This is a genomic window from Aquabacterium sp. OR-4, assembly GCF_025290835.2.
Lineage (GTDB): Bacteria > Pseudomonadota > Gammaproteobacteria > Burkholderiales > Burkholderiaceae_C > Pseudaquabacterium.
Map to the genome: position 1 here is coordinate 397368 of NZ_JAOCQD020000001.1, position 13011 is coordinate 410378.

At 72.0% G+C, this 13011-nt stretch carries 10 protein-coding genes; 8 read left to right on the forward strand and 2 right to left on the reverse strand.

The window, feature by feature from the left end:
* Positions 1-167: 167 nt before the first annotated feature.
* The 3 genes from queA (at position 168) to N4G63_RS01595 (ending at position 5130) form a co-directional block, all read left to right on the forward strand.
* Positions 168-1232, forward strand: a complete 1065-nt coding sequence (gene queA, locus N4G63_RS01585) for a tRNA preQ1(34) S-adenosylmethionine ribosyltransferase-isomerase QueA (protein ID WP_260789106.1) — start codon at positions 168-170, stop codon at positions 1230-1232.
* A gap of 128 nt (positions 1233-1360) precedes the next feature.
* Entirely contained in the window at positions 1361-3883 is a 2523-nt protein-coding gene (locus N4G63_RS01590) for a hypothetical protein (protein WP_260789104.1), read from the forward strand.
* A complete protein-coding gene (locus N4G63_RS01595) occupies positions 3883-5130 on the forward strand; it encodes a hypothetical protein (protein ID WP_260789103.1) in 1248 nt (415 codons plus the stop codon). Before N4G63_RS01590 ends, N4G63_RS01595 begins: the two co-directional genes overlap by 1 nt.
* On the opposite strand, the gene N4G63_RS01600 is transcribed toward N4G63_RS01595, so the two are convergent.
* Positions 5131-6423 carry a DUF4397 domain-containing protein gene (locus tag N4G63_RS01600; protein ID WP_260789101.1) on the reverse strand — a complete coding sequence of 431 codons (1293 nt, stop codon included), beginning with the start codon at positions 6421-6423 and terminating at the stop codon, positions 5131-5133.
* A gap of 340 nt (positions 6424-6763) precedes the next feature.
* On the opposite strand from N4G63_RS01600, the gene N4G63_RS01605 reads away from it, so the two are divergent.
* A complete protein-coding gene (locus N4G63_RS01605; protein ID WP_314599267.1) occupies positions 6764-8203 on the forward strand; it encodes a methyl-accepting chemotaxis protein in 1440 nt (479 codons plus the stop codon).
* A 127-nt stretch (positions 8204-8330) separates the two neighbouring features.
* Here N4G63_RS01605 and N4G63_RS01610 read toward each other — a convergent pair whose 3' ends face one another.
* Positions 8331-8513 (reverse strand): hypothetical protein, encoded by a 183-nt coding sequence (locus N4G63_RS01610; protein WP_260789099.1) that lies wholly within the window; start codon positions 8511-8513, stop codon positions 8331-8333.
* 262 nt (positions 8514-8775) lie between these two features.
* Here N4G63_RS01610 and N4G63_RS01615 point away from each other — a divergent pair, with 262 nt between their 5' ends.
* The 4 genes from N4G63_RS01615 (at position 8776) to N4G63_RS01630 (ending at position 13006) form a co-directional block, all read left to right on the forward strand.
* Complete coding sequence (locus tag N4G63_RS01615; RefSeq protein WP_260789097.1) at positions 8776-10026, forward strand: glycerophosphodiester phosphodiesterase family protein; 1251 nt, start codon at positions 8776-8778, stop codon at positions 10024-10026.
* Between the two features lie 167 nt (positions 10027-10193).
* Positions 10194-10997: an ATP-binding cassette domain-containing protein gene (locus tag N4G63_RS01620; protein WP_314599268.1), complete on the forward strand. Its 804-nt coding sequence runs from the start codon at positions 10194-10196 to the stop codon at positions 10995-10997.
* On the forward strand, positions 10994-12334 hold the full coding sequence (locus N4G63_RS01625; protein WP_260789095.1) for an ABC transporter permease: 1341 nt from the start codon (positions 10994-10996) through the stop codon (positions 12332-12334). The genes N4G63_RS01620 and N4G63_RS01625 overlap by 4 nt, the downstream gene beginning before the upstream one ends.
* 78 nt (positions 12335-12412) lie before the next feature.
* Positions 12413-13006 carry a DUF3299 domain-containing protein gene (locus N4G63_RS01630; protein ID WP_314599269.1) on the forward strand — a complete coding sequence of 198 codons (594 nt, stop codon included), beginning with the start codon at positions 12413-12415 and terminating at the stop codon, positions 13004-13006.
* Positions 13007-13011 lie beyond the last annotated feature (5 nt).

Below are 13011 nucleotides of genomic sequence, written 5' to 3' on the forward strand. Positions count from 1 at the left end.
CCACGGCGGCAGCGCCGCCGCGCCGCCCGTGCATGGAACAATCCGCGCCCGAAGCCACTCTTCAGGCCGGTACAGCCTGAACGACATGAACCCAATCCCACGCTCACCGCGTCGGCTGCCCCACGAGGGGGCGCGTCAGTGCCCTCGGGCGGCCGGGCGGCACTGACATGCGCACCTACACCGTTTCCGATTTCGATTTCGACCTGCCGCCCGAGCTGATTGCCCAGCATCCGGCGGCCGAGCGCAGCGCCTCGCGCCTGCTCGATGGCACCGGCCCGATCAGCGCCCCGCCGGCCGACCGCGTGTTCCGCGAGCTGCCCGCGCTGCTGTCGCCGGGCGACCTGATCGTGTTCAACGACACCCGCGTCATCAAGGCCCGGCTGCACGGCGAGAAGCACACCGGCGGTGCCGTCGAGGCGCTGGTCGAGCGGGTGCAGCCCAGGCACGAGGTGTGGGCCCATCTGCGCGCCAGCAAGTCGCCCAAGCCCGGCAGCTGGGTGAGCTTTGCGCGGGGCGCCTTCGAGGCCGAGGTGCTGGGTCGCTGCGGGCCCGACGACGCCTTGTTCCGCCTGCGCTTTCCGGCCGATCCGCTGGCCCTGCTGGAAGCCCACGGCCATGTGCCGCTGCCGCCCTACATCACCCACGGCGACGGCGCCGAGGACGTGCAGCGTTACCAGACGGTGTTTGCCAGCCGGCCCGGCGCGGTGGCCGCGCCCACCGCCAGCCTGCACTTCGACCAGGGCGTGCTCGACGCGCTGGCCGCGCGCGGCGTGGCCAGCACCCGGGTCACGCTGCATGTGGGCGCCGGCACCTTCCAGCCGGTGCGCAGCGAGAGCCTGGCCGAGCACAAGATGCACAGCGAGTGGTACGAGGTGGGCGCGCAGGCCGTGGCCGACATCGCCGCCGCGCGGGCCCGCGGCGGCCGTGTCATCGCCGCCGGCACCACCGCACTGCGCGCGCTCGAATCGGCGGCGCAGCTCAGCGCACAGGCCGGTGCCGACAGCCTGCAGCCCGGCACCGGCGACACCACGCTGTTCATCACGCCGGGCTTCCAGTTCCGCGTGGTCGACCGGCTGATCACCAACTTTCACCTGCCCCGCAGCACGCTGCTGATGCTGGTCAGCGCGCTGGCCGGCCACGAGCAGGTGCGGGCGCTGTACCGCCACGCCATCGAGTCGCGCTACCGCTTCTTCAGTTACGGCGACGCGATGCTGCTGGATCGCGTGCGTTAACACGTTGATTAGTGCCGGGATATAGGCATTGTTAAGGAGGTTATCAAGATATCCCCACGCAACAATCATTGCGCGAATGTTTCGGATGTGCCGGGGCGACGCGAAGTTGTTCGAGGGAGAGTACTGAGATGAAGTGGCAAAGCTTGAGCGCCCTGCTGGCCAGTGCCGGCCTGATGGTGGCCTGCGGCGGCGGCGGTGGCAGCACCGAGAGCGTGGCAACCGTGCAGGACACCGACACCAGCATCACGCTGAGCGGCACCGCCGCCAAGGGCCTCATGGCCAATGCCGACGTGAAGGTGCATCCGGTCAAGGCCGATGGCACCGTCGATACCGCCACCGTGCTGGCCAGCACCACCACCGACAGCAAGGGCAAGTACACCCTGCCGGTGTTCAAGGTGCCCAAGTCGCAGCCTTATGTAGTGAAGGTCACCGCCAAGGCCGATGGCAGCAGCAGCCACCTCGACGAGGTGAGCAAGACCAGCCACGCGCTGCCCTCGGGCTTCTCGATGCGCACCCTGCTGATGGCGCCCAGCAGCGCCACGCAGACCACCGCCGCCAGCGTCACCCCGTTCAGCGAGATGGCCGTGGCCGCCGCGGCCAAGGCCACCGGCGGCGTCACCGCCGCCAATGCGCAGCAGGCGGTGTCCACCGTCACCCAGCTGCTGGGCTTCGACCCGATCCAGGTGACCGTGCCCGAGAACGTGGCCAGCGCCACCTCGGACGACCAGAAAAAGCTCTCGGTGATGCTCACCGCCGTCTCGCAGCTGGCCAACAGCGGCGACCTGGGCTGCGCCAGCGGCAGCAACGGCGCCAAGACCCAGTGCGTGGTCGAGGCCCTGGCCAGCGCCGCCAGCACCAGCACCATCAAGCTCGCCACCACCAGCGGTGGCACCACCACCGACGTGTCGGCCAAGCTCGGCGCCGCGGTGAGCACCGTGCTGGCCGATCCGGCCCTCAGCGGCAGCGTCGGCACGTCCACGCTGGCCACCGTGGTGGCCAACCTGGGTTGCACCACCAACTGCGCGGCCGCGGCCACCGGCACCACGCCGGTGGTGGATGCCACGGCCACCGCCATCGCGGCGGCCAAGCTGCTGTTCACGCAGATCAAGAGCGACTGGACGGCGATGTTCAGCCGCGGCAAGGTGAGCTCGGTGGCTTCCGGCGCGCTCAACCAGCAGGCCTGGGCCTTCAGCCAGGCCACCACCGATGTGCGCGTGCCGATCGACGTGATGGCCAAGGACGTGGGTGCGATGGCCATGGGCATCGACTTCTACAACGACTACAAGGCCGGCCGCGAACCGGTCACCACCACTGGCCGCAGCCGCGGTGATGCCAGCCAGGTCTACACCGACGGCAGCTGGATCTCGGAGCAGAACGCCTATCCCGCCGGCTGCTCGCTGTACCAAGACAGCGACGCCACGCGGCTGGCCACGGCGCGCGACAACGCCAACTTCATCGGCTGCGGTGCGCGCCACTACGTGATCGCCAGCTCGGTCAACGGGGTTCTCACCCGCACCGAATGGCGCCACGCGTTCACCATCACGCCGCAGGCCGATGGCACGTTCACCTACGTCACCCGGGCCCGCAAGCGGGTGCAGACCTGCCCCAGCAACGGCAGCTGCACCGTGACGCTGAACCAGGCGCTGCAGACCGACGCCAGCGACGCCAACTACGGTCGCTTCAGCGGCACCATCACGCCCACGCTCAGCGCCAGCTTCGGCAACATCACCAAGCTGGTCATCGCCGGTGACCTGCCGGCGGCCTTCGGCTACGACAGCCCCGAGATCGACACCCGCGCGTTCAAGCACACGCTGGCCTTCGAAGGCACGCAGACGCGCAACGCCGACGGCACGGTGAGCAGCACCGCCTCGGGCACGCTGGTGGCCAAGAGCAGCAGTGGCGCCACCGTGTCCACCGTGACCATCAAGCCCAGCAGCATGATGCAGCTGCCGGTGAGCTTTGACGCCAACGGCAACGAGGTGGCACCCGGCAAGAGCGGCAGCACGGTGTCGGGCGCACACACTGCCGGCGCGGTGTCGCTGAACCTGGTGTTCAGCAACGCCTCGGCCGAGTTCGAAGGTGTCTTCGCGCTCACCGACACGGTGTGGGACAAGAGCCAGACCACCTTGATCCCGACCAAGGCCACGCTCAGCGGCGCGCTGCGCACCCTCAGCGGCGGCACCAGCACCGAGTTCATGAAGGGCGTGTTCACGGTCACCGCCACCGGCATTGCCGCCTATGACGCCACGCTGGCCCTCAGCAGCAGCAACAGCTACCGCGTGGATACCGGCTTCGTGGGCACGGTCACCGCCCCCAACCGGCCGACCCTGGAGTTCAGCATCGGCGCCGGCATGCTCAGGGACAGCGACGAAGGCCGCGCCACCGCCATGACCCTGCAGTACCGCACCCTGGTCAACGGCACGCCGCGCAGCGTGGTCTCGATCACCGGCACCGCCAACGCGGCCGGCAACGGCATGAGCAGCTTCAAGCTCAGCGAAGCCACCTCGGGCCTGGTGATGACCTGGGCGCCGAGCGCCGACTCGGTGGACCTGTGGCTGGGCGACGTGCGCAAGATCGGCACGCTGAACGCCGGCAGCGGCCTGCTCACCTTCAGCGACAGCAGCTTCATCTCGCTGGACATCGGCTTGTGATGCACCACGCCACACGCTGCCACCGCCCGCTGGGCGGGCTGGCCGGTGTGGTGTGGGCCTGCGCCGCGGCAGCCCTGCCGGCTGCCGCGCAAACCGTCTACGACGCCGCCGCGGTGCCTACCGCCGGCGGCGTTGTCACGTTCGGCCTGCGCAGTGATCACCATGCCGATCCGGTGTCGCTGGCCCTGATGGGCCACGGCCACTGGAACAGCCGCGACTGGGCCCAGGTGGCCCCGCGCCGTGGCGACAACCTGGCGCGCATCGACGACGAGGCGCGCCTGGGCTGGCGCCAGCACGGCGGTGCCTGGCACGGCTGGCAGCTGGCCCTGCTGGCGCGCAGCCAGGCCACGCTGGTGGCCTCGCACGACGCGCTGGCGCTGGCCGCCCAGCTGGCCCGCGGCGAGCCGCAGGCCGCCGATGCCCACTGGAACACCCGGGTGCGCCTGCGTGCCTTCAGCGGCGCGGGGCTGGCGGTCGGGCGCGAGCAGGCCCTCACCGGCCTGCCCCTGCCCGGGCGCTGGCAGGCCGCGTGGGAAATGCAGGGCCTGGTGCTGGGCAGCTGGCGCGAACGCCACATCGCCGGCCCGGTGCACCTGGATGCCAGCAGCCAGCGCTATGACTTTGCGCTGGGTTCAAGCGAGGCCTACAACCGGCTGAGGCTGCCGTTTCAGCAGCCGGCGGCGCGGCGCGGTGCCGGCCTGCTGCTGGCGGCGCAGCTCGACTGGCAGGGCGAGGGCCCGGGCCGCAGCCAGCCGGGCCAACCAGGCGACTGGGCGCCGTGGGCCCGGCTGAGCCTACGCGATGGCGGCTGGCTGCGCTGGCGCGGCATGCCGCAGCAGCAGGCCACGCTGGACACCGCCACCGCCAGCACCGATGCCGACGGCTTTCTGGTCTACGAGCCGCTGATCCAGGGCCAGAACCGGCAGACCACGCTGACCCGCTGGATGCCCTGGCGCGCCAGCCTGGCCGGCGGCGTGACCTGGGCCGATGGCCAGCGCTGGGGTGTGCGGCTCGACAGCGAGCCCGGCTGGGGTGTTCTGCCGGCCTTCACCTGGCAGTGGCCGGCGGCCGCGGCGCAGGCCACCGGCTGGGCCGGCCTGGGCTGGCAGGCCGAGTGGCGCGTGCACGAGCGCCGCCTGGGCCTGGGCCTGGATTGGCGCGGCCTGAGCCTGCGCCTGGGTGCCGACCGTCTGGGCAGCGGCGCCCGCTCGCGCGAATGGGCCCTGGCCTGGCGCCAGGGCTTCTGATCAGCGGTCCTTGCGCAGCACGGCCTGCGGCGTCACGCTGTCGCCCAGCATGAACACCGTGTACAGGCCCTTGGCCAGGATGCTGGCGTCGGTCAGCGAGTACAGCGGCGTGGTCGACAGCGGCGAGCTGACCTCGATGCGCATCGTCGAGCTGGCCGCCACATTGGCCCAGGCCGAGGCCTGGCCCTGCGACACATTGCTGGCCACGGCGCTGAAGTCGGCGGTCAGGGTCAGCGGCACGGCCAGGCCGGCCACGCCGTGCACCAGGCGCAGCTTGGCGTTGCTGGTCACGCTGGGCAGGCGGTTGTCGTCGGTGATCAGCGTGATCTGCGGCGCCGCGGCGTCGCCCCACACCAGCAGCGTGTAGTCGCCGCCGGCCGGCATGGCCTGGCTGGCCACGCTGACCACCGTGCCGTTGACGGCCAGCACCACCGGGGCGGTGGCCGAGCCGTCGATCAGCGCATAGCTGCCGATGCTGGGCGAGGTGGCCGACGAGGCCAGCGTGCTGCCGTTGATCTGCGCCGTGACCTTGCCGTTGCCCGACACCGCCGCCACCACCCGCGCCCGCGCCTTGCTGTTGGACAGCGCGGTGACGCTGCCCTTTTGCACCGCCAGCAGGCCGTTGACCAGCACGCCGCCCGTGCCGGGCGTGAGGATCAGCGTGGCCACCTGGGTGCTGGCCAGCGTGAGGCCCTGCACGTCCAGGCGCAGGTCGCTCTTGTCGCCGGTGCCGGTGACGCGCAGGCGGAAGGTGCCCACGCCCAGCGAGATGCTGCTCACGCTGGAGCCGCCGGCCACGCCGCTGGCGATGGCGGTGGCGTCGTCCAGCGACTCGTCGCTGCCGGTCACGTACACGTCCACGGTGCCGGCGTCGCTGGCCAGGTTCAGCACGGTCAGGGCGCTCTTGCCGCTGTCGGCGGCGCTGGTGCTCTCCTCGATCAGCGCGGTCTTCAGCGCGCCCTGCCAGCCATAGGCCACCAGGGTGTAGGACACGTCCTTGACGAAGCTGCGCGACGAGCTCGACAGCGCGGTGGTCGAGCCGGTCGAGGTGATCACCGTGCTCAGCGAGTCGCTGGTGCCCACGTCCACATAGGCACCCTGGGTGCCGTAGGTCACGGCGCTGTTCTTCACCGAGTCGTCCACGTACAGGTCCAGCGAGGCATAGCCGGTGCTGGCGTTCAGCAGGCGCAGGTGTCCCGCGCCGTTGTCGTCCGAGTCGCCGCCGCCGCAGGCAGCCAGTCCCAGGGTTCCCGCCAGCGCGAGCCAGCCCGCCGCGCGCATCATCCACCGCATGGAAATCTCTCTTTACAGTTGTTCCGGATGCCGCGATTGCAGCGGCCCGCCGTCAAGCCGGGCTTGCCGATTGATGCTGCGAGGTGAAGAAGTTCGGGCCCACGTGTCCGGGCCGCCGGCGCCGGCGCCAGGCCCCTGAGCCGGCCCGCAGCCGGCCCGCCGGGTCGCACCGCGGCCGTCACCGCGGCGCTGGCGTGAGAAATCCCCTGCAAAAGGCGGGGTCATCGGCCTCTTGTCGGGCGCGCTCGCGGCCGATAGTCCAACCAAGAGCCCACGCTGTGGCCCGACTGCCGGGCATGGCCCTTCGCCTGTCCCGCCATACCTTGCCTGCCTCAAGCCCATGACAACTGCCACTGCCAACAAGTCGACCCTGTCCTTGTCCATCACCGCCGACCGGCTGATCTTCAGCGTGCTGGTCTTCAGCGCCCTGTTCGCGGTGGGGGTGGGCAACAGCTTTGACCAGCTGGGCCTGGCCATCGGCGGCGCGCTGGTGCTGGCGGTGGTGGGCGCGGCGGCGCTGTTCGGTGCGCCCGGCACCACGGCCTCGCGGCTGGCGCTGTCGATGGCGCTGATGGCCAGCGTGGCGCTGCACATCCAGCTGGCCCGCGGCACGGTGGAATACCACTTCGGCGTGTTCGTCACGCTGGGCCTGCTGCTGGTCTACCGCGACTGGAAGCCCATCGTGGCCGCCGCCGGCCTGGCCGCCGTGCACCATGTGACCTTCGACCGCCTGCAGGCCGCCGGCGTGGGCGTGTACTGCATGACCCAGCCCGACTTTGCCAAGGTGGTGCTGCACGCCGGCTACGTGGTGCTGCAGGCCGGCTTCAGCATCTACATGGCCCACATGATGCGCAATGCCGCCGTGGCCGCGCAGGAGATGGCGCTGCTGGTGAACCACCTGGGCGAAGACAACGAGCACATGGCGCTGGACGTCGACCGCGTGCCGGTGAGCACCCGTGAAGGCCAGGCACTGAAGGACGCGCTGCTGCGCCTGGGTTCGGCCATCGGCCGTGTCGGCCAGGCCATCGGCAACATCCGCACCGCCAGCACCGAGATCGCCAGCGGCAGCGCCGACCTGAGCCAGCGCACCGAAGAAACCGCCAGCAGCCTGCAGCAGACCGCCAGCTCGATGGAGCAGCTCACCGGCACCGTGCGCCAGAGCGCCGAGTCGGCGGCCCAGGCCAACCAGCTGGCCGGCTCGGCCGCGACGGTGGCGCAGCGCGGCGGCCAGGTGGTGGGCCAGGTGGTGAGCACCATGGACGAGATCAACCAGTCGTCCAAGAAGATCTCCGACATCATCGGCACCATCGACGGCATCGCCTTCCAGACCAACATCCTGGCGCTGAACGCGGCGGTCGAAGCCGCTCGTGCCGGCGAGCAGGGCCGCGGCTTCGCGGTGGTGGCCGGCGAGGTGCGCAGCCTGGCCCAGCGCTCGGCCGAGGCCGCGCGCGAGATCAAGAGCCTGATCGGCGCCTCGGTCGAGAAGGTCGAGTCGGGTTCGCGCCTGGTGCAGGACGCCGGCACCACGATGAACGAGATCGTCGGCAGCATCCAGCGCGTGTCGGACATCATCGGCGAGATCAGCGCCGCGGCCAGCGAGCAGAGCGCCGGCATCGGCACCGTCAACCAGGCCGTGACCCAGCTCGACGGCATGACCCAGCAGAACGCCGCGCTGGTGGAGCAGAGCGCCGCCGCCGCCGAGAGCCTGAAGGACCAGGCCGGTCAGCTGGGCGATGTGATCGGCCGCTTCCGCCTGGGCCAGGGCCAGGCGCTGGCCTGAGCGAAAAAAAGGTCCGGCGCGAAGGCCGGACCGCAAAGTGCCGCCCCGGATCGCGGGGCCATGGCAGAGGAGTGGTGAAAGACACGGGCCGCCATCGCGGCCCGTTCTGCATGGGGGCGCCGTGCGCTCAGACGGCCGGCGCGGCCGGCTCGGCTGCGGCCAGCGGCGTCGCGGTCTGCTGCGCATGGGCGGCCAGCGCACGCCCGGCCTCGTGGCGGGCCAGGCCGCCCACGCCGCTCAGCAGGCCCAGCGTGACCGTGGCGGCCAGCGCGAGCGACAGAAGTTGGTGCGACAGGTTCAGACGGGTCATGGCGGGCTCCAGGGCTTGGCGGTGGCGATGGGTTGAACTCTAGGCAGGCAGGCACGCGGCCGACAGCGGCCTGCGACCAGCCGCCTGCACGACACGATGAACGGCAGCCGACGACGATGGAGCGCCCGGCGGCCAGGCGTCACGAACCGGTCACCGGTGGTCGATACGCTCCAGCCCCCGTGTCGGGGCGGGGAGTGGCCGGGTCGCATGGAGGCGGCGCCGGCCAGCGCCTGCGGCATGTCGTCACCTCTGGAGGATGCCCATGAAGACCATCGTCGCGACCACCCTGGCCGCCGCTGCCGCCATCGCCTGCGCCCTGCCGGCACAGGCCAGTACCTGGAACACGCTGGACGGCGCCGCGCCGATCGTGATCGCCCACCGCGGCGCCTCGGGCTACCGCCCCGAGCACACGCTGGCGTCTTATGCACTGGCCATCCAGATGGGGGCCAACTACATCGAGCCCGACCTGGTGATGACCCGCGACGGCCACCTGATCGCGCGCCACGAGCCCGTGCTGGACGGCACCACCAACGTGGCCTCGGTGTTCGATGCCAGCCGCAAGACCACGCGCATGCTCGACGGCGTGAGCACCACCGCCTACTTCGCCGACACCTTCACGCTGGCCGAGATCAAGACCCTCAGCGCGGTGCAGACCCGCGGCCGCACGGTCGACTACGGCAGCCACATCACCCGCTACGACAGCGACCGCTCGATCCCGACGCTGGACGAGGTCATCGCGCTGGCCAAGGCGCAGAGCACGGCCACCGGCCGCACCATCGGCATCTATCCCGAGCTCAAGCACAGCACCTACACCTCGCAGCAGGCGCAGGCCCTGGGCTTCTCGGCCACCTACTTCGAGGACAAGCTGGTCAGCACCCTGCACGCGGCCTACGGCAACAGCGCCAATGCGCCGGTGTTCATCCAGAGCTTCGAGGTCAACAACCTGCAGTACCTGAACACCCGCACCGACATCAAGCTGGTGCAACTGGTGGACGCCGACGACGTGCGCGCCGACGGCTCGATGTCGCTGGTGGCGCCCTACGACCGGCCCTACGACCAGGCCGCACGCGGGCGCACGGTGACCTTTGCCGACCTGGTCAGCGATGTCGGCCTGCGCATGGTGGCCACCTATGCCGACGGCATCGGCCCCTGGAAGCCCTACCTGGTGAAGACCGTCGACGACGGCATCGACCGCACCGGTGACGGCGTGGTCAACATCAACGACCGCCTGGTCGTCGGCTCCACCGGCGTGATCGAGGCCGCGCATGCCGCCGGGCTGCTGGTGCACACCTGGACCTTCCGCAACGACGCCAGCGGCTACGGCTTTGCCGACCCGCAGGCCGAGATGCAGTACTACTACAGCCTGGGCGTGGACGGCCTGTTCACCGACTTCACCGACACCGGCGTGGCCGCCCTGGCCGCCGCCGCGGTGCCCGAGCCCGGCACCTACGCGCTGATGCTCGGCGGCCTGCTGGCCGTGGGCGCCGCGGCACGCCGCCGCCGCGGCGGCTGATCGCAGCCCTGCCGCTGCGGCGGCTGATCGCTGCCCTGCCGCCGCGGCGGCTGATTGCTGCCCTGCCGCCGCGGCTGATCGCCGCACCGCGGCACGGCAGCCAGGCACCGGGCGGGCACGCGCGGCGTCACGGCCCGGCCCCGGGCCGGCGGTACGATGCCCGGCCCATGCCCAACGTCCGATCTGCTGACCCGCCGGCGGCCCCCTCCGCAGCCGCTGCGGCGGCGGCCACCCCCGCCGCATCCAAGGCCGCCGCGGCCGCGCCCGCCGCGCTGTCGCTGGACGGCGTGCGCTACCGCTGGCCCGGCGCCGCGGCCGACACGCTGGTGGTCGACCACTTCACGCTGGCCGCTGGCGAGCGCGTGTTTCTGCGCGGCCCCAGCGGCTGCGGCAAGAGCACCTTGCTGGCGCTGGCCGCCGGCGTGCTGCTGGCCGATGCCGGCCAGGTGCAGCTGCTGGGCCAAAACTGGCGCACGCTGGGCGCCGCCGCGCGCGACCGCCGCCGCGCCGCGCACCTGGGCGTGGTCTTCCAGCAGTTCAACCTGCTGCCCTATCTGTCGGTGCTCGACAACGTGCGCCTGCCGCTGCGCTTTTCGCCCGCACGGGCGCGCCGCGCCGCGCCGGGCGCGGCCGAGCACCTGCTCGAGCGCAGCGGGCTCGAGCCCGCGCTGTGGCGCCAAAGCGCGGGCCAGCTGTCGGTGGGCCAGCAGCAGCGCGTGGCCGCGGCGCGCGCGCTGATCGGTGCGCCCGAGGTGGTGATCGCCGACGAGCCCACTTCGGCGCTCGACGAAGACCGGCGCGAGGCCTTCATGGCCCTGCTGCTGGGCCATTGCGCCGAGGCCGGCGCGGCGCTGCTGTTCGTCAGCCACGATGCCCGGCTGGCGGCGCGCTTCGACCGCAGCGTGGACCTGCCGGCGCTCAACCGCGCGGCCCGCCCGGCCCTGCCGGCCGAGCCGGCCGCCGCCGCATGACGCCGCTGCTGCAGCTGGCGGCGCGCAGCGCCTGGAACCGCCGCTTCTCGCTGGGCCTGGTGACGCTGTCGATCGCGCTGTCGACGCTGCTGCTGCTGGGCATCGAGCGCCTGCGCGTGGACGTGCGGGCCAACTTCGCCCAGGCGGTGTCGGGCACCGACCTGATCGTCGGCGCGCGCACGGGGCCGGTGCAGCTGCTGCTGTACGCGGTGTTTCGCATCGGCGCGCCGGCGTCGGGCATCGAGCTGGCCAGCGCCGAGGCCGTGGCCCGCCACCGCGCCGTGGCCTGGATGGTGCCGCTGGCGCTGGGCGACAGCCACCGCGGCTTTGCGGTGCTGGGCACCACGCCGGCGTATTTCGAGCACTTTCGCTACGGCGCGCGCCAGCCGCTGGTGCTGGCCCAGGGCCGGGCCTTTGGCGACGGCGGCAGCCCGGCTGGCGCGGCGCTGTACGAGGCGGTGATCGGCGCCGAGCTGGCCCGGCGCCTGGGCTACGGCCTCGGCCAGAAGATCGTGCTGGCGCACGGCGACGGCGCCATGGCGCACAACGACCACGGCGAGCACCCGTTCACCGTGGTCGGCGTGCTCGCACCCACCGGCACGCCGGTGGACCGCACCGTGCACATCGGCCTGCGCGCGATGAGCGCCATCCACGACGACTGGGCCAGCGGCACGCGCCTGCCGGCCGCGGCGCCGGCGTTCGGCGGGCTGGCGGGAGTTGCGGCGCCGCCCGCCGGCGTGCCCGGCCCGGCGGCATCGGCGCCGGCCGCCCAGCCGCCGCTGCCGCGCAGCATCACCGCCGCGCTGCTGGGCCTGAAGTCGCGTGCCGCGGTGTTTGCGGTGCAGCGCGAGGTGCAGGCCTTTCGCGCCGAGCCGCTGATGGCCGTGCTGCCCGGCGTGGCGCTGGATGAGCTGTGGGACGTGGTGGCCCTGGGCGAGCGTGGCCTGCAGGCCATGAGCGCGCTGGTGGCGGTGGTCAGCCTGGCCGGCCTGGTGGCGGTGATCCTGGCCGGCCTGAACGAGCGCCGGCGCGAGCTGGCCATCCTGCGCGCCGTGGGCGCCGGGCCGCGCCAGGTGCTGGCCCTGCTGGCGCTGGAAGGGGGCCTGGTCACCGCTGCCGGCGTGGCGCTGGGCGCCGTGGGCTGTGCGCTGGCGGTGGCGCTGCTGGCGCCGTGGGTGCAGGCGCAGCACGGCATTTCGCTGCATCTGGCCTGGCCGGGCAGCGCAGAATGGGCCTTGATCGGCGCCGTGCTGGCCGGCGGTTTCGTGGCCAGCCTGGTGCCGGGCTGGCGCGCCTACCGGCTGTCGCTGGCCGATGGCCTGAGTCCCCGCATCTGAGCCCGAACCGCCATTCCAGCGACCACCCGGCCGCACCCCGGCCCTGAACTTTGGCGCCCGCCGCGCATCGACCACTGCATGACTGCCCATCGCCTGCTTCTCACCCGCCGCCGCTGCCTGGCATCTTTCACCGCCCTGGCCGGCCTGTCGCTGGGGCCCGGCCTGACCGGCGCCCAGCCGCTGCCCAAGCCCGGCCCGGGCGGCTACACCGAGCTGCGCTGGGACGATCTGGTGCCCAAGGGCTGGGACCCGATGAAGCAGCTCAAGGACCGCGGCATCGCCAACCCGGCCGCGCTGCAGGACACCGACCCCAAGACCCAGGACCTGATGCGCACCCTGCGCGAAGCCTGGGACAACGCGCCCACCGAGCCGCAGCTCGATGGCGCCAAGGTCAAGCTGCCCGGTTACGTGGTGCCGCTCGAGGACGAGAAGGCCGGGCTCACCGAGTTTTTGCTGGTGCCGTATTTCGGCGCCTGCGTGCACACGCCGCCACCGCCGGCCAACCAGATCGTGCTGGTGGTGCCGGCCAAGCCGGCGGCAGGCTTTCGCACCATGGACACGGTGTGGGTCAGCGGCGTGCTGAAGGCCAAGCGCGGCGAGTCGCCGATGGGCGCCAGCGGCTACCGGCTCGAGGCGGCCCTGGTCGAGCGCTACAAGGCCCCGGCGCGCTGACGACC

Coding starts and splice junctions, on each gene's coding strand:
- N4G63_RS01595 (WP_260789103.1), top strand. CDS start 3,883: ATGCACCACGCCACACGCTGCCACCGCCCGCTGGGCGGGCTGGCCGGT.
- N4G63_RS01600 (WP_260789101.1), bottom strand. CDS start 6,423: ATGCGGTGGATGATGCGCGCGGCGGGCTGGCTCGCGCTGGCGGGAACC.
- N4G63_RS01630 (WP_314599269.1), top strand. CDS start 12,413: ATGACTGCCCATCGCCTGCTTCTCACCCGCCGCCGCTGCCTGGCATCT.
- N4G63_RS01605 (WP_314599267.1), top strand. CDS start 6,764: ATGACAACTGCCACTGCCAACAAGTCGACCCTGTCCTTGTCCATCACC.
- N4G63_RS01620 (WP_314599268.1), top strand. CDS start 10,194: ATGCCCAACGTCCGATCTGCTGACCCGCCGGCGGCCCCCTCCGCAGCC.
- N4G63_RS01590 (WP_260789104.1), top strand. CDS start 1,361: ATGAAGTGGCAAAGCTTGAGCGCCCTGCTGGCCAGTGCCGGCCTGATG.
- N4G63_RS01625 (WP_260789095.1), top strand. CDS start 10,994: ATGACGCCGCTGCTGCAGCTGGCGGCGCGCAGCGCCTGGAACCGCCGC.
- N4G63_RS01615 (WP_260789097.1), top strand. CDS start 8,776: ATGAAGACCATCGTCGCGACCACCCTGGCCGCCGCTGCCGCCATCGCC.
- queA (WP_260789106.1), top strand. CDS start 168: ATGCGCACCTACACCGTTTCCGATTTCGATTTCGACCTGCCGCCCGAG.
- N4G63_RS01610 (WP_260789099.1), bottom strand. CDS start 8,513: ATGACCCGTCTGAACCTGTCGCACCAACTTCTGTCGCTCGCGCTGGCC.